21 protein-coding genes are annotated in these 22,981 nt (G+C 72.6%); 11 read left to right on the top strand and 10 right to left on the bottom strand.

What is annotated here, in order from left to right; all coding sequences use genetic code 11:
* Nucleotides 1-205 precede the first annotated feature (205 nt).
* Together LPC08_RS14425 and LPC08_RS14420 are read right to left on the bottom strand one after the other, a co-directional pair.
* Nucleotides 206-1,282 (bottom strand): ABC transporter ATP-binding protein, encoded by a 1,077-nt coding sequence (locus LPC08_RS14425; protein ID WP_230448941.1) that lies wholly within the window; start codon nucleotides 1,280-1,282, stop codon nucleotides 206-208.
* On the bottom strand, nucleotides 1,282-2,349 hold the full coding sequence (locus tag LPC08_RS14420) for an extracellular solute-binding protein (protein ID WP_230448940.1): 1,068 nt from the start codon (nucleotides 2,347-2,349) through the stop codon (nucleotides 1,282-1,284). Before LPC08_RS14420 ends, LPC08_RS14425 begins: the two co-directional genes overlap by 1 nt.
* A 371-nt stretch (nucleotides 2,350-2,720) precedes the next feature.
* Between LPC08_RS14420 and LPC08_RS14415 the strand changes: the two genes are divergently transcribed.
* The 4 genes from LPC08_RS14415 to LPC08_RS14400 are packed head-to-tail and all read left to right on the top strand — an operon-like array spanning nucleotide 2,721 to nucleotide 7,426.
* Complete coding sequence (locus LPC08_RS14415) at nucleotides 2,721-4,304, top strand: glycosyltransferase family 4 protein (protein ID WP_230448939.1); 1,584 nt, start codon at nucleotides 2,721-2,723, stop codon at nucleotides 4,302-4,304.
* Nucleotides 4,305-4,326: 22 nt separating this feature from the next.
* A complete protein-coding gene (locus LPC08_RS14410; RefSeq protein WP_230448938.1) occupies nucleotides 4,327-4,998 on the top strand; it encodes a glycosyltransferase family 2 protein in 672 nt (223 codons plus the stop codon).
* Nucleotides 4,998-6,026, top strand: a complete 1,029-nt coding sequence (locus LPC08_RS14405; RefSeq protein ID WP_230448937.1) for a glycosyltransferase family 2 protein — start codon at nucleotides 4,998-5,000, stop codon at nucleotides 6,024-6,026. The genes LPC08_RS14410 and LPC08_RS14405 overlap by 1 nt, the downstream gene beginning before the upstream one ends.
* An 11-nt stretch (nucleotides 6,027-6,037) precedes the next feature.
* On the top strand, nucleotides 6,038-7,426 hold the full coding sequence (locus LPC08_RS14400; protein WP_230448936.1) for a class I SAM-dependent methyltransferase: 1,389 nt from the start codon (nucleotides 6,038-6,040) through the stop codon (nucleotides 7,424-7,426).
* Between the two features lie 124 nt (nucleotides 7,427-7,550).
* On the opposite strand, the gene LPC08_RS14395 is transcribed toward LPC08_RS14400, so the two are convergent.
* Together LPC08_RS14395 and glcF are read right to left on the bottom strand one after the other, a co-directional pair.
* The gene (locus tag LPC08_RS14395; RefSeq protein ID WP_230448935.1) at nucleotides 7,551-8,162 is read right to left on the bottom strand and encodes a tetratricopeptide repeat protein; all 612 of its coding nucleotides are present in this window, start codon (nucleotides 8,160-8,162) and stop codon (nucleotides 7,551-7,553) included.
* Between the two features lie 125 nt (nucleotides 8,163-8,287).
* Nucleotides 8,288-9,619 carry a glycolate oxidase subunit GlcF gene (gene glcF, locus LPC08_RS14390; protein WP_230448934.1) on the bottom strand — a complete coding sequence of 444 codons (1,332 nt, stop codon included), beginning with the start codon at nucleotides 9,617-9,619 and terminating at the stop codon, nucleotides 8,288-8,290.
* A 116-nt stretch (nucleotides 9,620-9,735) separates the two neighbouring features.
* On the opposite strand from glcF, the gene LPC08_RS14385 reads away from it, so the two are divergent.
* Nucleotides 9,736-10,920 (top strand): MFS transporter, encoded by a 1,185-nt coding sequence (locus LPC08_RS14385; RefSeq protein WP_230448933.1) that lies wholly within the window; start codon nucleotides 9,736-9,738, stop codon nucleotides 10,918-10,920.
* A gap of 225 nt (nucleotides 10,921-11,145) precedes the next feature.
* Here LPC08_RS14385 and LPC08_RS14380 read toward each other — a convergent pair whose 3' ends face one another.
* Nucleotides 11,146-11,328 carry a DUF1674 domain-containing protein gene (locus tag LPC08_RS14380; protein WP_230448932.1) on the bottom strand — a complete coding sequence of 61 codons (183 nt, stop codon included), beginning with the start codon at nucleotides 11,326-11,328 and terminating at the stop codon, nucleotides 11,146-11,148.
* 40 nt (nucleotides 11,329-11,368) lie between these two features.
* On the opposite strand from LPC08_RS14380, the gene htpX reads away from it, so the two are divergent.
* Nucleotides 11,369-12,331 carry a zinc metalloprotease HtpX gene (gene htpX / locus LPC08_RS14375; protein ID WP_230448931.1) on the top strand — a complete coding sequence of 321 codons (963 nt, stop codon included), beginning with the start codon at nucleotides 11,369-11,371 and terminating at the stop codon, nucleotides 12,329-12,331.
* A gap of 516 nt (nucleotides 12,332-12,847) precedes the next feature.
* On the opposite strand, the gene LPC08_RS14370 is transcribed toward htpX, so the two are convergent.
* The 5 genes from LPC08_RS14370 to radA all read right to left on the bottom strand — a co-directional run bounded on the left by LPC08_RS14370 (nucleotide 12,848) and on the right by radA (nucleotide 19,039).
* Nucleotides 12,848-14,065 carry a 3-hydroxybenzoate 6-monooxygenase gene (locus tag LPC08_RS14370; RefSeq protein WP_230448930.1) on the bottom strand — a complete coding sequence of 406 codons (1,218 nt, stop codon included), beginning with the start codon at nucleotides 14,063-14,065 and terminating at the stop codon, nucleotides 12,848-12,850.
* A gap of 162 nt (nucleotides 14,066-14,227) precedes the next feature.
* On the bottom strand, nucleotides 14,228-15,316 hold the full coding sequence (locus LPC08_RS14365) for a branched-chain amino acid aminotransferase (protein WP_230448929.1): 1,089 nt from the start codon (nucleotides 15,314-15,316) through the stop codon (nucleotides 14,228-14,230).
* Nucleotides 15,317-15,537: 221 nt separating this feature from the next.
* Nucleotides 15,538-16,461, bottom strand: a complete 924-nt coding sequence (locus LPC08_RS14360; RefSeq protein ID WP_230448928.1) for an alpha/beta hydrolase — start codon at nucleotides 16,459-16,461, stop codon at nucleotides 15,538-15,540.
* Nucleotides 16,458-17,513 carry a Bug family tripartite tricarboxylate transporter substrate binding protein gene (locus tag LPC08_RS14355; protein WP_230448927.1) on the bottom strand — a complete coding sequence of 352 codons (1,056 nt, stop codon included), beginning with the start codon at nucleotides 17,511-17,513 and terminating at the stop codon, nucleotides 16,458-16,460. Before LPC08_RS14355 ends, LPC08_RS14360 begins: the two co-directional genes overlap by 4 nt.
* A gap of 119 nt (nucleotides 17,514-17,632) precedes the next feature.
* Nucleotides 17,633-19,039, bottom strand: a complete 1,407-nt coding sequence (gene radA, locus LPC08_RS14350) for a DNA repair protein RadA (protein WP_230448926.1) — start codon at nucleotides 19,037-19,039, stop codon at nucleotides 17,633-17,635.
* Nucleotides 19,040-19,185: 146 nt separating this feature from the next.
* Between radA and LPC08_RS14345 the strand changes: the two genes are divergently transcribed.
* The 5 genes from LPC08_RS14345 to LPC08_RS14325 all read left to right on the top strand — a co-directional run bounded on the left by LPC08_RS14345 (nucleotide 19,186) and on the right by LPC08_RS14325 (nucleotide 22,815).
* Nucleotides 19,186-20,088: a LysR family transcriptional regulator gene (locus LPC08_RS14345; RefSeq protein ID WP_230448925.1), complete on the top strand. Its 903-nt coding sequence runs from the start codon at nucleotides 19,186-19,188 to the stop codon at nucleotides 20,086-20,088.
* Nucleotides 20,089-20,220: 132 nt separating this feature from the next.
* Nucleotides 20,221-20,568, top strand: a complete 348-nt coding sequence (locus LPC08_RS14340; RefSeq protein WP_230448924.1) for a DUF1244 domain-containing protein — start codon at nucleotides 20,221-20,223, stop codon at nucleotides 20,566-20,568.
* Nucleotides 20,569-20,580: 12 nt separating this feature from the next.
* Nucleotides 20,581-21,309, top strand: coding sequence for an EI24 domain-containing protein (locus LPC08_RS14335; RefSeq protein ID WP_304622027.1), 729 nt, complete (start codon nucleotides 20,581-20,583; stop codon nucleotides 21,307-21,309).
* A 129-nt stretch (nucleotides 21,310-21,438) separates the two neighbouring features.
* A complete protein-coding gene (hisF, locus tag LPC08_RS14330) occupies nucleotides 21,439-22,215 on the top strand; it encodes an imidazole glycerol phosphate synthase subunit HisF (RefSeq protein WP_230448923.1) in 777 nt (258 codons plus the stop codon).
* 3 nt (nucleotides 22,216-22,218) lie between these two features.
* On the top strand, nucleotides 22,219-22,815 hold the full coding sequence (locus tag LPC08_RS14325; RefSeq protein ID WP_230448922.1) for a phosphoribosyl-ATP diphosphatase: 597 nt from the start codon (nucleotides 22,219-22,221) through the stop codon (nucleotides 22,813-22,815).
* The last annotated feature ends 166 nt before the right edge of the window (nucleotides 22,816-22,981 follow it).

The following is a 22,981-nucleotide window of genomic DNA, read 5'->3' as shown; positions in this document are numbered from 1 at the left end:
GGGGGGAAGGCGCTGCGTTGCCCCCCGTGCCCCGTGGCGTCAGCGCGCAGGCACGCCTCGGCCACGCGGCGCCAGACTGCCGGCGGGGTCCGGGGGGGCGACGTATGCGTCGACCGCCCCCGGCGGAGGGGGTAGCGGGGGCTCGACGCACTGCGTCGAGGCCGAAGGCTGCGGAGCCTCCCCCGAGGGGCCGGCGACACGACGCTCACGCCGGGAACACCCGCACATCCTCCGCCCGCAACGCGAGCCGCACGGCATCGCCCGGCCGCAGGGCGGCGGCGGGGTCGTAGGCCGGCAGCTCCGCCTGGACCGGCCCGGCGGGGGTTTCGGCCTCCAGCCAGACGATCTCGCCCGTGTAGGTTCGGCGCAGCACGCGGCCGTCCAACGTCACGCCTTCTGCCGGGGAGGTGCCCGGCGGCAGGAGGCGGACGCGGTGGGGGCGGAGGAAGGCCTCGGCGCCGCCGACCGGCAGGCCAGGGGCGATGGGCAGGGCGGCCCCGCCGGTGCGGAAGACGCCGCCGGGCTCAACCGTGCCGGAGAGGCGGGTGGCGCGGCCGACGAAGCCGGCGACGAAGCGGGTGGCCGGCTCCTCGAACACCGTCTCGGGGGAGGCGAGCTGCTCGATGCGGCCCTGGTTCATCACCGCGACCAGGTCGGCCATGGCCAGCGCCTCGCTCTGGTCGTGGGTGACGAAGACGGTGGTGATGCGCAGCCGCTGCTGCAGGGCGCGGATCTCGTCGCGCACCTCCTCGCGCCGCTTGGCGTCCAGCGCGGAAAGCGGCTCGTCGAGGAGGAGCAGGTCGGGCTCGATGGCCAGCGCCCGGGCGAGCGCCACGCGCTGCTGCTGGCCGCCCGACATGGCGCGGGGCTTGCGGTCGGCCAGCGCCTCCAGCCCGACCAGGGCCAGCGCCTCGCGGGCGCGGCGGAGGCGCTCGGCGCGCGCGACGCCGCGCATCTCCAGGCCGAAGGCGGCGTTGGTCGCGGCGCTCATGTGCGGGAACAGGGCGTAGGACTGGAACACGACGCCCATGTTGCGCCGGTGCGGCGGCAGGGCGGTGACGTCCTGGCCGGCCACGATCACGCGACCGGAATCCGGCGCCTCCAGCCCGGCGATGATGCGCAGCGTCGTCGTCTTGCCGCAGCCCGACGGGCCGAGGAGGGCGAGCAGCGCGCCCTTGGGCAGTTCCAGCGAGACGTTGTCCACCGCCGGCGCGCCGCCCGTGCCGAAGCGGCGGGACAGCCGCTCCAGCACCAGATGCGCCGCCGCCTGGCCCAGGGGCATCAGCGGGCGGCCGCGGTCATCACCTCGCGGCGCCAGCGCTGGTTCCAGCCGTCGCGCAGGCGCACCGCCTCCAGCCACTCGATCGGCGCGATCCGCTCGCGGTACTGGGGCGCGAGGGCGGTGCGGCCGATGGCCGAGGCCGTGCGCTGCGCCTCGACATTGGTGGGGCCGTAGAACATGCGGTCGGTGAAGGCGACCTGCGCCGGGGTGGAGAGGGCGTGGCGGAGGAAGGCCAGCCCGGCGGCGCGGTTCGGCCCGCGCGCCACGAGGTTGATGGTGTTGATCTGGAAGGCCGTGCCCTCCTGCGGGATCACCGTGCCCAGCCGGCCCTTGGACTGGTCGCTGTAGAGCTGCGCGCGCGCGTTCCAGCCGGTGGCGAAGCGCACCTGCTCGCTCAGCACCATGGAGTAGCCGTCCGGGCTGGGCTCGAAGGTCTGCACGTTGGGTGCGATCTGGCGCAGCAGGGGGATGGCGGCGCCGATGTTCTTCCAGTCGCCCGAGGCGTGGTGGGCCAGGATGCCGACCATCGCCAGGGCCTGGATGTTGGGCAGGGTGGTGAAGGAGACCTGCCCCTTCCAGGCCGGGTTGGCGAGGTCAGCCCAGCGCGTGGGCGCCGGCTGCACCCGCTGGGTGTCGTAGATCAGCACCAGGTGGTCGTAGGTCACCGCCGGGCCGCAGCCATTGCCCGAGGCGCGGGCCTGCTCGTCCAGCGCGGCCAGCTCCGGCACCTCGGCGGCCGTCAGCTTCTCCACCAGCCCCTCGGCGCAGGCGGCGGCCGCGGTGGTGGCGTCCATGATGACCACGTCCACCTGCGGATCCGCCTTCTGCGCCCGCAGCGTGCCCAGGAACTGCGCGCTGCCGCCGATGCCGGGGTCGCCGTACTGCACCGTGACGCCGCTGGCCTGGGTGAAGGGCTTCACCACCACGTCCAGGTAGTTGTCGCGGAAGATGCCGCCATAGGTCAGCAGGGTCGCCGTCCCGCCCGGCGCGGCGGCCTGAGCGCGGGCTTCCCCGGAGGTCGCGGCGAGCGCCGCGGTGAGCGCGGCGGCGAGGTAGCGAAGGCGCATGGGCGTGATCCTCAGGAAGCGCGTCGGGACAGTCGCTGGTCGCGGACGGAAAGGAAGGCCGCCCGCGTGGCGGGCGACGGGCGGCAGGCGAGGAGCCTCCATATGGAACCGGGCGGCGAGGGCGGATGCAAGTGGGGGGGGGCGCATGGCCGGGACCGCTCCCGGTCGTGGAAGGCACATGTGCAGCAAGCTTTGTGCCGGCGTTGCGGAGCGATAAGCGCTTCCCCACCGCGTGGTATGCGCGGACCGCCTTCTCGACACCATTCCGATCAGGGACGGGCGTGCGGCGGCGGCCGGAGTTCTGGTCACTGGCAAGTGGCGGGCGGGGCCTCTATCCTAGCCAGGATAGGCCACACATCGGGAAGATTGCCTTGAGTTTGCCCAACACACCGGAGGCCTTCCCCTCGCCGGCCGATGCAGGGAGTACCGCGAGCCGGCTTGCATCGCGCTTGCGCGAGGCAGTACTGCGGCGCGAGCTGGCGGTTTTGATGCAAGAACGCAACGTATTGCGCGCGGAGGTGGAGGCTCAGCGTTTGGCCGTCGCCAGGGCGGAGGAGAAGGGCGCCGAGCAGGCTGCGGAGGCTGAACGGCTTCGCCGGGAGCTGGCCGAGGCTCGGAGGCTGGTCTCTGCCATCTACGCCTCGCGGTCCTGGCGGCTCGCCAAGCCGGCGCGTGGCTTTTCCATCGTGCTGCGCCGGGTGCTGGGCCGTGGGCACCGGTCCGACGTCCCGCTGCTACCAGCGCCGGATTCGGCCTCCCCGGGCGTCGACGCTGCGCCCATCCAAGCAACGCCAGACGGCGGCGCCTGCCCGCCCCGGCCAAGTGGGCGGGGCACGATCCTGGTGGCCGCGGACTTCCTGCCGCTCCATGACCAGTCGGCCGGCGGGCTGCGGCTCCGGACCCTGATGGAGATCATGGCCCGGTGCGACTGGTCCATCATCTTCGGCTCCCTCTTGGATCTGGACCACCAGCCCGGCGTGCTGGGTCAGCTACAGGGGCGTGCGCGCTACGAGGAGTCACTGCGCGCGGCCGGCGTTTCTCGCTTTCTCTATGGTACGGACGAGATCGGCCGCTGGCTGGCCGAGGAGGGACGTGGGCTCGACTGGGCCTTCCTGTCCTTCCCGGCTGTCGCCGAGGCGTTGCTGCCGCTGGTGAGAAGTTATTGCCCGACGGCACGCGTGGCCTATGACATGGTTGATTTCCACGGCGTGCGAATGGCCCGGGAGGCGGCCCTGCGCGACGACGTGGAGCTGATGCTCCGGGCGGAGCGCCAGCGCAGCATCGAGATCTCCTGTGCCCGCGCTGCCGATGTGACCCTGGCTATAACGATCGAGGAGAAAGCGGCGCTGCTTGAGCTGGTGCCGGATGCGGTGGTGGAGGTGCTGCCCATCGTCGTGGAGGTGCCTGAACCGGCGCCGCCCGGGCCGGCGAAGCGGGACGGGATACTCTTCGTCGGCGGCTTCTGGCACCAGCCGAACGGCGACGCCGTGCATTGGTTCGTCGAGGAGATCTGGCCGCTGATCCGTCGGGAGGCGCCCGACGTTGTGTTCCGTATCGTTGGTGCGAACGCGAGCGACGAGGTGCTGGCTCTGGGAACGCGGCCAGGGGTGGAGGTACTAGGCTTTGTGCCGGACCTTGGCCCACTCTACGATCGTAGCCGCGTTTTTGTCGCGCCGCTGCGCTACGGCGCCGGCATGAAGGGGAAGGTCGCACAGAGCCTGGTCCACGGCTTGCCAGTGGTGGCCACCCCCATCGGAGCGGAGGGCATGAAACTCCACGACGGCGTGCATTTGCTGGTCGCCGAGGAGAAGCAAGGCTTTGCCGAGGCAGTGCTGCGCCTGCTGAGCGACGACGGGTTGTGGTCGCGTCTGTCAGACCATGGCCGCGACTACATCGCTAGGACGCTCTCGGTGGATGTGGTGGGCCAGCAGCTGAAGGCGCTGCTCGATGGCTAGGATCCTCAGTGTAGGCATCTACATGTCCGATCGCCCGAACACGGCGGCGCACCTGATCCACGAGCTTGCCACCAGCGCAGATCACTGCGTGGTCCAGCGCTGGATCGCGCTCGCCCCAGAGGGGCGGGGCCGCTACGACCTGCCCTCGACGGAAATGGTCGTGACTGTGCCCACGCCGAAGTTCGTCCTGCTAGACGAGCTGACTGAGGACGCCGCGGAGTATGACTGGGTGCTGCTGTGCGATGACGACATCGAGGTGGGGCCAGGCTTTCTGGACCGGCTCATCGGCTTGTCCGAGCGCTTCGGATTCGCCCTGTCTCAGCCTGCGCGCACGGCGGATTCCTTCACTGACCATCCGATCGTGCAGGTGATGCCGGGGCTCCTGGCCCGCCGCACCCGCTTCGTGGAGATCGGCCCACTCACATGCATCAGACGCGATGCGGTTCCGCTGTTACTGCCGTTTGGCGAGGGCGGAGGCATGGGTTGGGGGCTAGACTTCATCTGGCCCGTGCGGATGGAGAAGGCCGGGCTGCACATGGGAATCGTGGACGCGGCGCCGCTCACCCACCGCATCCGCCGCTCCGTCAGCAGCTACAGCCACTCCAGCGCGTACCGCGCCATGTGCACGATGCTCGCCCGCGAGCAGCACCTCTCCCTCGACGAGGCTTTCTCCGTGGTGGAGGCCTATGCGTAATGCCCGAGATTTCGGCGTTGCTGACCACGCACAACCGAGCCTCGCTGTTGCCCCGCGTGCTGGAAGGACTGGAACGTCAGAGTCTTGATGCCTCGCGCTTCGAGATCGTGGCGATCGACGACGGCTCTACGGATGCCACGCAGTGGGTGCTGGACGCTTGGCGGGACCGGCTACCGCTGCGGATCGTACGGCAGAATCAGGCCGGGTTAGCAGCCGCCAAGAACCTTGGGGTTTTCCTGGCGCGGGCGCCGTTGCTCGTCTTTCTCGATGACGACGACGTGGCCGAGCCGGATCTGCTTGTTGCCCATTTGGCCGCTCATATCGCCTCTCCCGACCAGACGGTAGCGGTGCTGGGCAGGACGACGCTGGCTCCTGACATCGCAGCCATGCCAGTAATGCGGCACGTGACCGAAGTCGGCTGCCAGCTCTTCTCCTATGGCTCGATGACGTCGGGACAGGTGATGGACCATACGGCGTTCTGGGGCGGGCGCAGCTCCTGCAAGCGAGGCCTGCTGGTGCGAAACGGAGTGTTTCACCCGGACTTTCGCTTCGGCTGCGAGGATATCGAGCTTGGTTACCGTCTAGCGCGGCATGGACTGCGCGTGATCTACGAACCAGCGGCCCATACAGTGATGATCCGAGCGATCGGCTTCGATCAGTTCTGCGCGCGCTCCTACCGCCAGGGGCGGTCGCAGTACCGCTTTGCGCAGATGCACGCGGATCCACAGGTCCGTGCGTATTGCGAGATTGAGCCCGCGGGGGAAGCGTGGGCGCATCGGCGCGGCCGCTATGCCGCGCATCTGCGCTGGACACGGCAGCTCGACCGGCTGGCGGCCGCGCGGGAGCAAGCTGGGCTGCCATCGCATCCGGTGCTGCAACCCGTGCTAGATGCCGCCTATCGGGAGGCCTTCTTCCTCTCGCGGGCCAAGGGAATCGCTGATGCGGCCGCGCTGACGCCGGTGCCACAGGCCATGCCCAGGCAGGGTGCGCGGTCCATGCTCGAATACGGCCTCGCCCCGGCCTGCTGAGGAGCGACGCAATGTCCGACACTGCCGCCGCCAATCCCTACGACCGTTCTTTCTTCGATGCGCAGGCTTCTGACAGCCTGCAGTCCGCGCGTGCCGTGTTACCGGAGCTGTTCCGGTACGCATGTCCTGACAGCGTGCTGGATGTCGGCTGTGGCGTAGCGACTTGGCTGCGAGTGGCGGGAGAGATGGGCGTCCAGGATCGGCTGGGCGTGGATGGGGATTATGTCGACCGAACCGCCCTGATGGTGCCGGAGGAGTTGTTCCTTCCCGTGGATCTGGCCCAGCCGGGACTGACCGATGCGGTGACGGCGCGCCACCCGCAGCGCTTCGACCTGGTGATGTGCCTAGAGGTGGCGGAGCACCTGCCCTTCGAACGCTCGGCAGGGGTGGTGCAGGAGCTTTGCGCGCTCGGGGACTTGATACTGTTCTCCGCGGCGATCCCCTTCCAGCAGGGAACCGGCCACATCAACGAGCAGTGGCCGGAATTCTGGGCCACCCTCTTCCGCGACCGCGGTTATGCCTGCTTCGACCCGCTGCGACCTCGGATTTGGGGACAGCCAGGTGTGGACTGGTGGTATGCGCAAAATCTTCTGGTCTTCGCGCGCGAGGAGAGCGAGGCTTTTGCGCGTATGCCTGCCGCGGCGGCCACAGGCAGGGCGCCCCTCGCCCGGGTGCACCCGGCTGCCTGGCTGTCCAACACGCTCAATACTTGGCACGTCCACCGTGCAGCGGCTCGGGAGGAGGAGCCGCAGGACTTCCGGGCCGTGCTACGTGCCTGGTCCGAAGGCGCAAGGACGCCACCGCCGTTGCGCGCCCTCGAACGTGCTCGCATGGCGTCGCGGGATGCGCGGGACGTCTTCCCCTATACCCGGACCGAAACCGACTCTCCCGAGCAGCGGATCAACGAGGCCGAGGCAGCGCGCCAGACCCTGGAAGCTAGCTTATCCGCCGCGCGCCATGAGTGCGATATGCTGCGACAGGATCGCGACGCCCACCAAGTAGCCGCGGAAGGGCTGCGAAGGGATCTGGCTGAACTAGATGAACTTCGTCAGGAAGGGGCGCGCCTGCGGACCCTGCTGGGTCAGGCGAAGGTTGAGAACGAAGCAGCGCGGTTCCAGGTCGAGGCGGCCGGCCGGCGCGTCACAGTTCTGCAGAACGCGAACGTAACTTTGCGCGGCATAGTCGCGCGCCACGAGGCTGTGCTTGCCGAGGCCGGGGAATTGCGGCAGGAACTGAGGCGGGTGAACGATGCCCTGGCGCGCGCAGGGACGGAGAATAACAACTTAAGAGTGCAACTGACCACTGCAGAGATGGCCAGAGCGCAAGTGGAGGCGCTCGTCGCATCCACTTCCTGGCGTATCACCCGGCCGCTGCGCGCTGTGCGGCGTCTGCTGGGCTGAGACGCTAGGCAAAATCCTGTCGCCCTCGCGCCGCTTGCGACCGTCTCATGCAGACGCATGGGTAGGCTCAGCCACTGACGCGCCGCGTCGAGGAGCATCCTTTTGATCCCGACCAGGGAGCGCCTCAGGTGCTATCGCCGAGCGCCCGACGCCGCAGGTCGCGCAGGCGCTGCTCCCCCCCTGCCATGCGGGGGTTCAGTTTCACGGCCGCCTCCAGGCTGCGCAACGCCCCGTTCAGGTCCCCGCCATCCTCCTGCAGGGCGGAGAGGGCCAGCAGCGCCCCGAAATGCCTCGGCTCCAGGCGCAGCGCCTCCTGCAGGTCGCGCGCCGCCGCGCGGGCATCGCCCGCCGCGGCCTGGGCGCGGGCGCGCAGGATCCAGGCTTCCGGATAGTCGGGCTGCAGGGTGATGGCCGCGTCCAGGTCCTCGGTGGCGTCGTTGAAGGCCTGGGCCTCCATGTTGCGCGTCGCCCGGCGCAGCAGCAGCACCACCGCCGGACTGGCCTCCTGTGCCCAGAGCAGCCGCAGCCGGGTCTCCAGGGTGGAGGCGGAAGCGGCGTCCGTGGCCGTTCCCAGCTCGTCCAGCAGCCGCTGCGCCTCCACCCGGCGCTGCTCGGCGGGGGAGGGGGGGCGGGGCGCGGCACCCCGCTGCATCGGCTGCTGCGCCGCGACGGTCAGCGGGGCCAGGAGCAGGAGAACGGACAGGGCGAGGCGGCGCATGGCGTGAGTCTGGGACACGCCTGTCCGGACGCAAGGGATTTCGGCCATCCCGGCCGGCATCCCGCCGGGCCGGCGGGCGGCTCGGCGTGCGGCGGGCGCCGCACGGTCCTGGGCGGGACAGCCATGCCGCCCGGGTGGTGGCGTCAGGCGGCCGCGCGCGCCCGGCGCGCCTGGTCCACGGCGGGCGGCTCCGGCCCGCCCGCCATCCAGTCGAGCAGCTCCACCGTGTGCACCGTCGGCAAGGCCCCGCTGCCGAGCTGGGTCAGGCAGCCGATGTTCCCGGCCGCGATCAGGTCGGCGCGGGTGCGGGCGATGTTGTCCAGCTTGCGCTCGCGCAGCCGTCCCGCGATCTCCGGCTGGACGATGTTGTAGACGCCGGCCGAGCCGCAGCAGAGATGCCCCTCCGCCGGCTCCTTCACCCTGAAGCCGGCCGTCCGCAGCAGGGCCTTGGGCGCCTCGGTCACCTTCTGCCCGTGCTGGAGCGAACAGGCGGAGTGGTAGGCGACGGTCAGGTCCGGGCTCTCCCGCGTGGGGGCGTAGCCGAGGCGGACCAGCACCTCGCTGATGTCGGCGGCGATGCCGGAGACGGCGGCGGCCCGGTCGCGCCAGGGCGCCGGCTCCTCGCGGAACATGAAGCCGTAATCCTTGACCGTGGTGCCGCAGCCGGAGGTGTTGATCACCACCGCATCCAGCCCCTCGCCCTCCATCTCGGCCGCCCAGGCGCCGATATTGGCCCGCGCCCGGGCCATGGCGGGGTCGTGCCGGCCCATGTGGTGCTCCAGCGCGCCGCAGCAGCCCTGCTCCTTCGTCACCACCACCTCCATCCCCATGCGGGTGAGGAGGCGGATGGTGGCCTCGTTGATGCTGGGCGAGAGCACCGTCTGGGCGCAGCCGGTCAGCAGCGCGACGCGGCCGCGGCGGGCGCCCTCGGCGCGGTGGACCTGCGGCGCCTGCATCGGGCTGGCGGGTGGCAGGGTGGCGGGGGCCAGGTCCAGCATCGCCCGCAGCCGCTGGGCGGGCATCGACCGGCCGGGGATCAGCCCGCGGAAGGGCCGTGCGATCCGCGCGCCGAGCAGGGAGAGGCGGAAGCGCCCCGGATCGGGCAGGGTGCGGCCGAGCACGGCGCGGAAGAGCCGCTCGTGCCAGGGGCGCTCGTAGGTCTCCTCGATGTAGTGCCGGGCGTGGTCGACCAGATGCATGTAGTGCACGCCGGAGGGGCAGGTCGTCATGCAGGAGAGGCAGGAGAGGCAGCGGTCCACGTGCCGCACCACCTCCTCGGTGGCGGGCCTGCCGCTCTCCAGCATGTCCTTGATGAGGTAGATGCGGCCGCGCGGGCTGTCCAGCTCATCGCCCAGCAGGACGAAGGTCGGGCAGGTCGCGGTGCAGAAGCCGCAATGGACGCAGGTGCGCAGGATGCCGTTGGAGACCCGCGTGTCCGGGTCCTTCAGCTGCTCGTCCGTGAAGTTCGTCTGCATGGTGCGCCTGCGTGTCCCGCCCAGAAGGTGAGGGGGAAGGCAGGCCGGCGCAAGCGTCCCTGACCCCTGCGCGGCGCGGGTTGCACTTCCTCCGCCAGACCGCACCATGGGCGGGCATGTCCTCCTCCCCCGCTCCCGCCAGCACGGGCCGCCTCGTCTTCGTCCTGGGCCTGGCCGGGTTCTCCACCGCCCTGACCACCCGGGCCCTGGATCCCCTGCTGATCGGGGTGGCGGCTGACTTCTCCACCAGCATCGAGCACGTGGCCCTGCTCGCCTCCGCCTATGCGCTGCCCTATGCGCTGATCCAGCCCCTGCTGGGGCCGGTGGGCGACGCCCTGGGCAAGCGCCGCATCATCCTGCTCTGCTGCGTGCTGCTGACCCTCTCGCTGCTGGCCTGCGCCGGGGCGCCGGGCCTGGGCTTCCTGTTCCTCGCGCGCATCGCCGCCGGAGCCACCTCGGGCGGGGTGACGCCGCTGGCCCTCGCCTCCTTCGGCGATGCCGTGCCCCTGGCGCAGCGGCAGGTGGCGATGAGCCGCTTCCTGGCCTGGGCCATCGGCGGCCAGGTGGCGGGCGGCGTCCTGGCCGGGCTGATCGGCGGGGCGGTGGGGTGGCGCGGCATGATGCTGCTCTGCGCCCTGGCCTCGCTGACGGCGGCGCTGGTGCTGTGGCGGGACGGCGCCGCCGCGCCGGAGCCGCAGGCGCGCCGGCTGGACCCGGGCCTGGCGCTGCAGCGCTACCGCGAGATCCTGCGCAACCCTGCCGCGCCGCCGCTCTACATCGGGGTGGCGATCGAGGGCGCGCTGACCTTCGGCGTCTTTCCCTTCCTCGCGGCCCTGCTGGAGCGGCGCGGCATCGGCGGCATCGTCGAGGCCGGGCTGGCGCTGGGCGTCTTCGGCCTGGGCGGCTTCGCCTACGCGGCCCTCGCCGGCCGGCTGGTGGCGGGGATCGGGCAGGCGCGGATGCTGATCCTGGGCGGCATCCTGGCCGGGGCGGGGCTGACCCTGCTGGCCGCCGCCGGGCATGTGGGCCTGGTGATCCTGGCCACCTTCGTGACCGGGCTGGGCTACTTCATGATGCACAACAGCATCCAGGTCCGGGTGACGGAGCTGTCGCCGACGGCACGCGGCTCGGCGGTCGCGCTGCACGCGTTCAGCTTCTTCCTCGGCCAGTCGCTCGGCCCCATCCTCTTCGGCATGGCGCAGCAGGCGATCGGCGCGGCGCCCAGCCTGCTGGCCAGCGCCGGCGGGATGGTGGTGCTCGGCTTCTGGCTGGGGTCGCGCCGGCCGGCGCGGGGGGTCTGATCCCCGCTCGCGGCCGGGCTTCCAGGGGGAGGCGGCCCCGGGCCGGCGGGCAGGCCCTGCCCCTGGAACACAGGGCGAACCCATTCGGCGAAGCAGGAAGCCGGTTCAACGCTTTGGCCCGAGTCGCGTGAACAAAGCGCTCACCCTGGCCGGGGCGGGATCAAGGACCTTGATGTTCCCGAATCGTTTGCCGGGCGCCGGCCGGGCCCCGCCGCCCGGCCGGTGTCAGAAGTCGCTGACGCGCCCCTTCCGCTCCCAGTCGCCATAGCGGGTCGGCTCCGGCCCGCTCGGGCCGCCGATCTCGCCCGGCGGCGGCTTGGGCAGGGGCGCGGAGGCGTGCGGCGCCGGCGGCGCGGCCTGGTCGGCTTCGGGCGGGGGGGGGGGCGCCTTGTTGGCTGGCTCGGTCATGGCCCTCATATGGCGCGTGGCGGAGGACGGAGGAACAGGGATGTCCGGATATCTGAAGACCACCCTGCTGCTGGCCGGGATGACGGCCCTGTTCGTCGGCATCGGCTTCGTGGTCGGCGGCCGGGAGGGCATGCTCATCGCGCTGGTGATGGCGTGCGGCATGAACCTCTACGCCTGGTGGAACAGCGACAAGATGGTGCTGCGCATGAACAATGCGGAGCCGCTGGACCCGGGCCGCGCGCCGGAGCTCTACGGCATGGTCCAGGCCCTGGCGCAGCGGGCGGGGCTGCCGATGCCCGCGCTCTACCTGATCCGGGAGGACCAGCCGAACGCCTTCGCCACCGGCCGCAACCCGCAGAACGCGGCGGTCGCCGTGACCTCCGGCCTGTTGCAGATGATGCCGCCCGAGGAGGTGGCCGGCGTGGTGGCCCATGAGCTGGCGCATATCCGCAACCGCGACACGCTGATCATGACCGTCACCGCCTGCCTGGCCGGCGCGATCGGCATGCTGGCGCAGTTCGGTATGTTCTTCGGCCGCTCGCGCGACAACCGCTCCAACCCGCTCGGCCCGATCGGGGCGATCCTGATGGTGGTGCTCGCGCCCATGGCCGCGATGCTGGTGCAGATGGCGATCAGCCGCTCCCGCGAATACGAGGCCGACCGGGTCGGCGCGGAGATCGCCGGGGGGCCGCAGGGCCTGGCCAACGCCCTGCTGCGGCTGGAGGGCGCGCGGCACGGGCTGATCAACCAGGCGGCCGAGGCCAACCCGGCCATGGCCCACCTGTTCATCGTCAACCCCCTCTCCGGCGCGCGGATGGACAACCTCTTCTCCACCCATCCGAGCACCGAGAACCGGGTGCAGGCGCTGATGCGGGCCCATGGCGGCATGGCGGCGCCCGCCATGGCCCCCACACCCGGGCCCGCCGCCCGCCCGGCAGGCCCCTGGGGCAGAGGCGCCCGCCAGGCAGCCCCAGCCCCCCGGCGCCGCGGCCCCTGGGGCTGAGCGGCGTCGCCCGGCGGCATCGCTTGTGGGAGAGGCACCATGGCCGCGGCGCCGGGCTGGGAAGGAGGCCGTCGGCGGATCATGCCCCCCGCATCATACCGACGGCGGGCCGACCTGAACCCGTGGTGCTGTGGTGTTCCGGCGGCGGCACCGGGAGGGGACGCCGTCCCCTCCCGGACCCTCCCCTGCCGGGGCCACAAGCGGGCCCCGGTCCCCGCTGGGAGTCTGGCGCTTCGTGGCTGCCGTCAGCCTGCGGGCTGGTCTCGGGGAGAGCGCGGACAGGCGGGACTCTGAAAAAGCTTCAGAGCGCGTCAGCGAGTGCTGCGGCCGGTCCCGCCGAGGAGCCAAGCTCCTCGGCGCCGTGACCCCGTCGCAGTCATCCGCGCGGCAGCGCTGATCGGGTCCAGGGCCCGCAGGGTCCTGGCGGAGTGGGGGTACGGGGGCGAGGCAGCGCCTTGCCCCCGGGGAACGGACGCACCCTGCGCCGGCACGGATCAGGGCATCCCGCCGCCCGTATCAGGCGGCGTGGGCGACGCCGCCGGCTTCCACGGCTGCACCGTCGTAGAGCCAAGCCATCGTCTCATACCAGTCGTCCTGGGTCTTGGCGCGCATCATGGCGTTGCGCAGCAGCGCGTGCGGCCCGGCCGGGTGGTAGAGGTGCTCGCCCACGGCGCGCGACTGCAGCTGCACGCGTGCCGTTCGCAGCAGCCGGCGCTGGCGATAGGCTTCCAGCGCCGTTTCAGGCTGGCCGGGATGCGCCGTCACCATCCCGGCCAAGCAGACGGCGTCCTCCATCGCCATGCAGGCACCCTGGGCGAGGTATTGCAGCGTCGGATGCGCCGCATCGCCCAGCAGCGCCACGCGCCCGTCCACCCAGCGTTCCACCGGCTCGCGGTCGCAGAGCACCCAGAGCTTCCAGTCGGCGCCGTGGCGGATGATCTCCTGCGCGCGGGGATGGATGTGGCGGAAGCCGGCGAGCACCTCCTCCGTCGCCACCGGCTGGCCCGCCACGGGCTCGGGCGCATCGTTGTGGCAGGTGACGACCAGGTTGAACCGCGTCCAGTCCGAGAGCGGATAGTGGACCAGGTGGCACTTCGGCCCGGCCCACAGTGTCATGGCGTTCCAGCGCAGCTCCTCGGGCATGCGTTCGGTGGGAATGACGGACCGGTAGGTGGTGTGGCCCGAAACGCGCGGCCTGCCGTCGCCGACCAGCTGCGCGCGGACCTTGCTCCACAGCCCGTCGGCGCCGATCAGCACCGCGCCGGGGACCGCCTCCCCGGAGGCGAGGCGCGCCCGCACGCCGTGCCGATCCTGCTCGTAGCCGGCCACGCCCGCCGAGGTGCGGATGGCCACGCGCGGATGCGCCTGGCAGGCCTGCTGCAGCACCGCGTGCAGGTCGCCGCGATGGATCACGGCATAGGGATTGCGGAACCGGGCGCGGAAAGGCTCGCCGAGATCGACGCGCGCGATCTCCTCGGCCGTGACGGCGTCCATCACCCGCGCCGTCTCCACATAGACCGCCAGGGCCCGGGCGGCATCCCCCACGCCCAGGGCATCGAAGGCGTGGAAGGCATTCGGGCCGAGCTGGATGCCGGCGCCGATCTCTCCGAGCTGCGCGGCGCGTTCCAGCACCAGCACGTCGTGCCCCTGCCGTGCCAGGCCGAGCGCCGCGGAGAGCCCGCCGATCCCGGCGCCTGCGATCAGGATGCGCCCACTGTCTTGGTCCGTCACCATTCCCTCCCCGGGCCGGTCCGGCCTCGGCATTGATGGAACGTATACGGACTATTCCGGTCGGGAGCAACGCCGGCGCGGGGCAGCCAGCCCGGCGGCACGCCGCCAGGGCCGGTCGCCGGGGATCTCCGGTGGGACCCCGGCCGGCCCGCGGCGGCTGCGCCGTTACGCCTCGACCGGGACCTTCACCTCGCTGGTCCAGCCATGGGCATCCGGCGCGGTGCCGTACTGGATCGCCACGATCGCGTCGTAGAGCTTCTGCGTCAGCGCCCCGGTCTGCCCGCCGTTGATGGTGATCTGCTCGCCCTTGTAGCCCAGCAGCCCGACCGGGGAGACGACGGCGGCGGTGCCGGTGCCCCACATCTCCTTCAGGCTGCCGTCGCGGCCGGCCTGCATCACCTCGTCGATGGTGATCGGGCGCTCGCTGGCCTTGATGCCCCAGTCGCGCAGCAGGGTGAGGACGGAGTTGCGGGTGACGCCGTCGAGGATGGTGCCGGCCAGTGGCGGGGTGATCACCTCGTCGCCGATCCGCACCATGATGTTCATCGTGCCGACCTCGTCGAGGTAGCGGCGCTCGATGCCGTCGAGCCAGAGGACCTGGGTGTAGCCCTGCTCCTCCGCGTCGCGGGCGGCGGCGAGGGAGGCGGCGTAGTTGGCGGCCGTCTTGGCCTCGCCCAGCCCGCCGCGCACCGCGCGGACGTACTTGTCCGTCGCCAGGATGCGCACCGGCTTCATGCCTTCCTTGTAGTAGGCGCCGACCGGCGAGCAGATCACGAAGTAGGTCAGCCGGTGCGCCGGATGCACGCCGAGCTGCACCTCGGTCGCGACCACCGTGGGGCGGATGTAGAGCGAGGTGCCGGCGCGGTGCGGCACCCATTCATGGTCCACCGCCACCAGCGCCTCGAAGGAGCGGCGCACCAAGTCGGTGTCCATCGGCGGGATGCACAGGGCGGCGCAGGACTTGTTCAGCCGCTCGGCATGACGCTGGGCGCGGAAGAGGCGGATCTTGCCGTCGGGACCCCGGAAGGCCTTCAGCCCGTCGAACACCGTCTGGCCGTAGTGCAGCACCGAGGTCGCCGGGTCCATGTCGAGCGGCCCGTAGGGGACGATGCGCGGGTCGTGCCAGCCCTTCCCGTCCTCGTAGTCCATCCGGAACATGTGGTCGGTCATGACCTTGCCGAAGGTCAGCTCGGCATCGTCGGGGCGGGGCTTGGGGGTCTTGGTGCGGGTGAGGCGGATGGTCGGGGAGGTCATGACACCAGTTTCCGGTACGTCGTTGCCTGTCGCCTAGCTGTAGCGCAAGAAAGCCACGTCCGGGCACCCCCGTTGCGCACGATCCGACCCGGGCAGGGTTGCGCGGAATGCGGGCCACGGGGCGGGGCGATGACGGTCGCGCACCGGGCCCGGGCCCCGGGGCCGGCGCCGCCGAACGGACCACCCGGCCCCGGCGGCCCGGGCTGCCCCGCGTGCCGGTGCTACCGGCCGAGCGTCCCCAGCAGGAAATCCACCGTGCGGGCGAGCATCCGCCGGCTGGTCTCCCGCGTCGTGGCCGGGTCGGCACCGAGGAAGCTGTGGTCGATGCCGGGCAGGGTCACCAGCTCCGCGATATTGCCCGCATCCTCCAGCGCGCGGGCGAAGTCGACCGACTGCGACACCGGCACGGCCTGGTCGGCCTCGCCATGGATGAGGAGAAAGGGGGCGGCGAGCGCGCGCACCTGGAACAGCGGGCTCGCGGCACGCAGGGTGTCGCCCGTCGCCGGTACCGTGCCGCCGCCGAGATAGGCCAGCTCGCGGGAGCCCGGCGCGGGGCGGCGGAAGCCCGTGAAGTCGAAGACGCCGTACCACAGCGCCACGGCCTGGATGTCGTCCTCCGGCGCCGCGGTCAGCGCGGCCATGGCGGCGATCTGCCCGCCGGCCGAAGCGCCCCACAGGCCGATGCGCGCGGCGTCGATCCCGAAGTGCTGCGCCTCCCGCCGCAGCCAGGCCAGGGCCGTCCGCAGGTCGTCCAGCGCGGCGGGGAAGGGCGCTTCCTCCCCGAAGCGGTAGGAGAGGGCGGCGACGGCGACCCCCTCCGCGGCCAGGGCGGCGAGCACGGCCGGCCAGCTCGCGAAGGCGGCCGACAGGCGGGGGCTGCCGCCGGCCCAGCCGCCGCCATGCACGTAGACGACCAGCGGATGGCCCGTCCCCTCCCTCGCCGCCGTCTCCGGCGGCAGGTAGAGGTCGAGCTTCAGCGGCCGGTAGCCCGGCAGGACGGCATAGGTGAGGTCCGGCAGGCCGACGACCCCACCGGGAAAGGCGGTGCGCCGCTCCGGCCAGGGGTCCGTGCCGGGGCCATGGATGCGGTCGTTGACCTCGGCGGCCGCGGCCAGCCGCGCCCCGGGGGATGTCGCGGTGCTCATTCCATGGTGATCCCGCGGGTGCGGATCAGCTCGCCCCAGCGCGCGCTCTCGGCCTGGATGAAGGGCGTGAACACCTCGGGCGGGGCGAGCCGGGGCAGGAAGACAGCCGCCTGCAGGCGCTCCAGCAGGGCGGGGTCGCGCATCGCCGTGGCCATCGCGTCGTAGAGCCGGCGGATCGCCGCCGGGGGCGTGCCGGCCGGGGCGACGACCGCGAAGAGCGAGGAGATCTCGTAGCCCGGCAGGGTCTCGGCAATGGTGGGCACCTCGGGGGTCAGCGCCACGCGCTCCGCGCTGCCGACCGCGAGGCCCTGGACCTGGCCGTTCCGCATCAGCGGCACCGCCGTGACGGCGTCCACGAAGGCCATCTCCACCTCGCCGGAGATCAGCGCCTGCACCGCCGGCCCGCCGCCGCGATAGGTGATGTTCTGCACCTCGATCCCGGCCATGCCCAGGAACAGCTCGCTCGCGATATGCGCCGAGGTGCCGGAGCCGGCGGAGGCGTAGTTCAGCTTGCCCGGCTTCGCCTTGGCCAGGGCGATGAGCCCCGCCACGTCGCGCACGCCGACCTTCGGGTTCACGCAGAGGTAGATCGGCGTCTCGCCCAGCATGCCGATGGCGGTGAAGTCCCGCGTCTCGTCATAGCTGCGGTTGGGCATCATGTGCGGCAGCATCGCGAGGTTGCCGCGGCCGGAAAGCAGGATGGTGTAGCCGTCCGGCTTCGCCCGGGCGACGGAGGCATGGCCCACCGCGCCGGAGGCGCCGGCGCGGTTCTCCACCACGACGGGCTGGCCGAGCTGCTTCGCCATGCCCTCGGCGACCACGCGGGCGATCAGGTCGGTGGAACCGCCCGGCGCATAGGCGACGACGAGGGTGACCGGCCGCGAGGGGAAGGCCTCCTGCGCCTGGCCCGGGCGGGCGGCGAGGCCGGAGGCGGCGAGCACGGCGAGGGGAAGCAGGCCACGGCGGGTCGGGCCGTGCTGCGGCGTCCGGGAGCCGCCGGGGCGGGCATCGGCGATCGCGGCGGAGGGCGGCGGGACAGGCTGGTGCGGCATTGTTTCCCCCAAACGGGGACGGTCCCTGTACCGCGCCCCTATGGCCCAGGGTAATGAGCGGACAGGTTAGTTACAACCCGGGCGATCGGCGCCACCGCTCCGACGGGCGGAGGACGCGCTCAGGCCGCCGCGCCCGCCTTCTTCCGCGGGGCCGCGGCGAACTCCGCCACCAGATCCGCCAGATGCCCCGCCTCCATCAGTCGCAGCCCCTCGGGCGCGGCCAGGGCCCGCCCGCCGCGCGCCACCCGCCGGGGGAGCGTCGCGGCGGAGAAGCCCAGCTTCTGCGCCTCCCGCAGCCGGTTCTCCATCTGCGCCACCTGGCGCACCTCGCCCGACAGCCCGACCTCGCCGAAGAACACCATCCCCGGATCGGTCGGCCGGTCGGTCGCGGCGCTGGCGAGGGCGGCCGCCACGGCCAGGTCGGCGGCGGGCTCCGTCACCCGCAGGCCGCCGGCCACGTTCAGGTAGACGTCGTTCTGCCCCAGGCTCATGCCGCAGCGGCTCTCCAGTACGGCGAGCAGCATGGCCAGCCGCCCGGAATCCCAGCCCACCACCTGCCGCCGGGGCGAGCCGCCCGAACTCGGCGAGAGCAGCGCCTGCACCTCCACCAGCACGGGCCGTGTCCCCTCCAGCCCGGCGAAGACGGCCGAGCCGGAGACGTTGCCGCGCCGTTCGGCCAGGAACAGGGCGGAGGGGTTGGGCACCTCCATCAGCCCGCCCTCGGTCATCTCGAAGACGCCGATCTCGTCGGTCGCGCCGAAGCGGTTCTTGGTGGCGCGCAGGATGCGGAACTGGTGGCCGCGGTCGCCTTCGAAGTAGAGCGTGGCGTCGACCATGTGCTCCAGCACGCGCGGCCCGGCCAGCGTGCCCTCCTTGGTCACGTGGCCCACCAGCACCAGGGCGAAGCCGCGCGACTTCGCCACCCGCGACAGCTCGGCGGCGCAGGCCCGCACCTGGGAGACGGTGCCGGGCGCGCTGTCCAGGCTGTCGAGGAAGACGGTCTGGATGGAATCCATCACCACCAGCCCCGCCTCGCGCTCCTCCTCCAGGCTGGCCAGGATGTCGCGCAGCGAGGTGGCGGCGGCGAGGCCCAGCGGCGAGTCCGACACCCCCAGCCGCAGCGCGCGCAGCCGCACCTGCTCCACCGCCTCCTCGCCCGAGACGTAGAGGGTGCGCCGGCCCGCGCCCGCGACCTTCGCCGCCGCCTGGAGCAGCAGGGTGGACTTGCCGATCCCCGGATCGCCGCCGACCAGCACGACGGAGCCTGGGACGAACCCCCCGCCCAGCACCCGGTCCAGTTCCGCGATCGCCGTCACCGTGCGCGCGGGCGGGGCGGAGCGGCCCTTCAGCCCGACGAACTCCACCCGCCGCCCGCCGGCAGTGCGCCCGGCCGGGCCGGGGGCGCGCACCTCCGGCGCCTCCTCGGCGAGGGTGTTCCATTCGCCGCAGCCCTCGCACTTGCCCTGCCACTTCGGGTGGACGGTGCCGCAGCTCTGACAGACGTAGCGGGTGGTGGCCTTGGCCAAGGCGGCGCTCCAGCAGGAGAACAGTCCACGAACATGTAGCGTGCCAGGCTGCCTTGCTGAAGGGGTCCGTTCCGCCGCCTGTCGACGGAAGGGCTTGCCTCCGGCGCCGGCTGGCGTCTTCTCCGGACTGGCGGAGGGGGCGGACCGTGGATCGCGTGCAGGAGATGGCGGTGTTCCGCCGGGTGGTCGAGGCCGGCAGCCTGACGCGCGCGGCGCATTCCCTGGGGATGGGCCAGCCCAACGTCTCCCGCCTGATCAACGCGCTGGAGGCACGGCTGGGCGTCGCGCTGCTGCACCGCTCCACCCGTGGCCTGCAGGCGACCGAGGCGGGGCAGACCTTCTACGAGGAGGCCGGCAGGGCCCTCGCCGCGCTGGAGGAGGCGGAGGAATCGGTCCGCGGCGCCCAGGCGGAGGTGCGCGGCACGCTGCGCGTCGCCGCCCCGCCGCTGTTCTTCCGGGGCCAGGTGATGCACTGGCTGCCGGGCTTCCTGCGCGACCATCCCGCCCTGTCGCTGGAGCTGCTGCCGGGCGAGCATGCGCTGGACATGGTGGCGGAGGGGGTGGACGTCGCCCTGCGCGTCGGGCCGGTCCAGGATGGCTCCCTGGTGGCGCGGCTGCTGGGCCGCTTCGCCGTCGGGCTCTACGCCTCCCCCGCCTATCTCGGACGGCACGGCACCCCGGAGGCACCGGAGGATCTGGCCGGCCACCTCTTCTGCCTGCGCCGCAGCGTCAACGAGGCCAGCCTCACCCTGGAGGACGGCGCGGGCCGGCGCGTCACCGTGCCGCGGCACGGCCGCATCCGGGCCGACGACACGGAGGTGCTGGAGGCGGCCGCGGTGGCGGGGTTCGGCCTGGTCCTGCTGGCGCCCTGGCGGGTGGAGACACAGGTGCAGGCGGGGCTGCTGCATCAGGTCCTGCCGGGCTGGCGGTCGGAGCTGCAGCCGATCCACGCGCTTTGGCCCGCCGCGGGCCGGCTGCCGCGCCGCGCCCGGCTCTTCGTGGACATGCTGGTGCGGCGCTTCGCCGCCGATCCGCGCCTGCACCCTTGACGCCAGCCGGCTGGGCCGGACGGGGCCCGCCTTCCGCCGGGGCGGAGCGGCGGTGGCGTGGCGGGCCCTGGCGCCGGGTGGCGTCCGGGGCCATCTGGGGCGCCGACACGTCATTCCGGGGGACCGAGACCCATGCCCGCACCGCAGCCCGAGGCCCGCATCGACACCGGCGCCGCCGCCGGCCTCACGCCCGAGCAGCGCGAGGCGGTGGAAGCCGCCGCCTTCCGCAAGCTGGTCGCGCATCTGCGCACGCGCACGGACGTGCAGAACATCGACCTGATGAACCTGGCCGGCTTCTGCCGGAACTGCCTCTCCCGCTGGTACCGCGAGGCCGCGGCCGACCGGGGCGTCGAGATGGCCGACCCCGCGGCACGGGAAGCGGTCTACGGCATGCCGTACAAGGCGTGGCAGGCGCTGCACCAGCGCGAGGCCACGCCGGAGCAGCAGGCGGCCTTCGCCGCCGCCAACCCGCAGCACTGACGCGGAGAGGCGATGTCCGCCGTCCTCGCCAGCCTGCTGCTGCCGCTGCGCCAGATCGCCGACCCGGCCTTCCGCGGGCCGCTGGTCAAGGGCGTGCTCGGCGCGCTCCTCGCCTTCGCCGGGCTGGTGGCCCTGTCCGGCTGGGGCGTCTCCGCCCTGGCCGGGGGCGAGGGCTGGATCGCCACCCTGGCCGGCACGCTGGGCGGGCTGCTGGCGCTGTTCTCGGCCGTCTGGCTCTTCGTCCCCGTGGCGCTCGCGATCGGCGGGCTGTTCACCGACCCGGTCGCCGCCGCCGTCGAGCACCGCTACTACCCGGCGCTGCCGCCGCCGCGCGGGGCGTCGCTGGCGGCGCAGGCGCGCTTCAACATCGCCCTGGCGGCGAAGATGCTGGCCGTGACGCTGGTGGTGCTGCCGCTGTCCTGGCTGCTGCCGGTGGTTGGCGTTGTCGCGCTCTGGGCGGTGGCGGCCGTGGCGCTGGGGCAGGGGATGTTCGAGGGGGTCGCGCAGCGCCGCATGGGCGTGGCGGAGGCACGGGCGCTGCGCCGCCGCCGCTGGCCCGCCGTCTATGCGGTGGGCGGGGCCCTGGCCGCCCTGGCCGCCGTTCCCCTGGCCAACCTGCTGGTGCCGGTGCTGGGCACCGCCGCCATGACCCATCTGCTGCACCGCGGCCCGGATGGCCCGGTCACCGGCGGGCTGGCGTTACGCCCGGCCCGGCCGCCCGCCTCCGGCGCCACCGCCTGATCGCGCCCGGCCCGGACGTTCCGGGCGGGGTCGCGGGCGGTCCGTGCGTTCCTTGACCGCGCGGCCATTTGGGGGCATCGCACCCGCATCGTTGCCCTGCCGTGCGGGGATGTCCGGGAGATTGCGTCCATGCTCGCCCTTCGCGTCATCCCCTGCCTGGATGTGAAGGACGGCCGCGTAGTGAAGGGGGTGAACTTCGTCTCCCTGCGCGACGCCGGCGACCCGGTGGAGCAGGCCCGGCTCTACGACGCGGAGGGCGCGGACGAGGTCACCTTCCTCGACATCGGCGCGACGCACGAGAACCGGGGCATCATGCTGGACGTCGTCTCGCGCACGGCCAGCCACGTCTTCATCCCGCTGACCGTCGGTGGCGGCGTGCGTTCGGTCGAGGATGTCCGCGCCCTGCTGATGGCCGGGGCCGACAAGGCCTCCATCAACTCCGCCGCCGTCGCCGACCCCGAACTGGTGCGCCGCGCGGCGGAGGCCTTCGGCTCCCAGGCGATCGTGGTGGCGGTGGATGCCCGTAAGGTGGCCTCCGGCCGGTGGGAGGTCTTCACCCATGGCGGCCGGCGCGGCACAGGTATCGACGCCGTGGAATGGTGCCGCCGCGTCGCCTCGCTGGGCGCGGGCGAGCTCCTGCTGACCTCGATGGACCGGGACGGCACCAAGTCCGGCTTCGACCTCGACCTGCTGCGCGCCGTGCGCGCGGCGGTGCGGCTGCCCCTCGTCGCCTCCGGCGGCGTGGGCGAGGTGCGGCATTTCGTGGAGGGCGCGCAGGCCGGGGCGACCGGGCTGCTCGCCGCCAGCGTGTTCCACTACGGCGAGATGCGCATCGCCGAGGCCAAGGCGGCGCTCGCCACTGCGGGCCTGCCGGTGCGCCCCGCCACCGAAGCGAAGGCGGCCTGACCCATGGCCAAGGACACCAAGCCCGCCAAGGGCAAGAAGAAGCAGCCGCTCGCCGCGGAGGACGAGGCCAAGGCCAAGCGCGCCAAGGCGGCGAAGCAGGCCAAGGCGCGCAAGGCCAAGGCGGCCGCCCTGCCGGTGCCGGCCGGGCTGGCGGTGACGGGGACCAAGCCCCCCAAGCAGGTGCTCGCGGCGGAACGCCGGCCGCTGGGGCCCCTCGATGCCGCGCTGCGCGGCCTGCGCGGCGACGCCACCATCCTCGACCGGCTGTGGCAGACGGTCGAGCAGCGGCGCCTGGCGGGGGACGTGAACGCCTCCCACTCCGCCCGGCTGATGGCGCGCGGCACGCCCAAGGTCGCCCAGAAGCTGGGCGAGGAAGCGGTGGAGTGCGTGATCGAGGCGGTGCAGGGCAACCGCGAGGCCACCGTGCTGGAGAGCGCGGACGTGCTGTACCACCTGATCGTCGTCTGGGTGGATGCCGGCATCCGCCCCGAGGAGGTCTGGACCGAGCTGGCCCGGCGCGAAGGCATCAGCGGCATCGTCGAGAAGGCCTCCCGCCCCAAGGGCATCGTCCGCGCCGCGCGCACGACCAAGCTGCCCTGACGCGGCCGCTGCCATGCACAGCCTGACGCCGGACCGGCGCCGGGGTGAATGCGGACAGGCGGGCCCGGGGACGGCGCGATGCCTTGATGCGTGCCGGCGGGGTGCCCGTGGCCCGGGGGCAAGGCGCTGCCTCGCCCCCGTACCCCCACTCCGCCAGGACCCTGCG

The sequence above is a fragment of the Roseomonas sp. OT10 genome (assembly GCF_020991085.1).
GTDB lineage: Bacteria > Pseudomonadota > Alphaproteobacteria > Acetobacterales > Acetobacteraceae > Roseomonas > Roseomonas cutis.
Note: the sequence above shows the minus strand (reverse complement) of the source record. Positions and strands in the feature narration are given on the sequence as shown.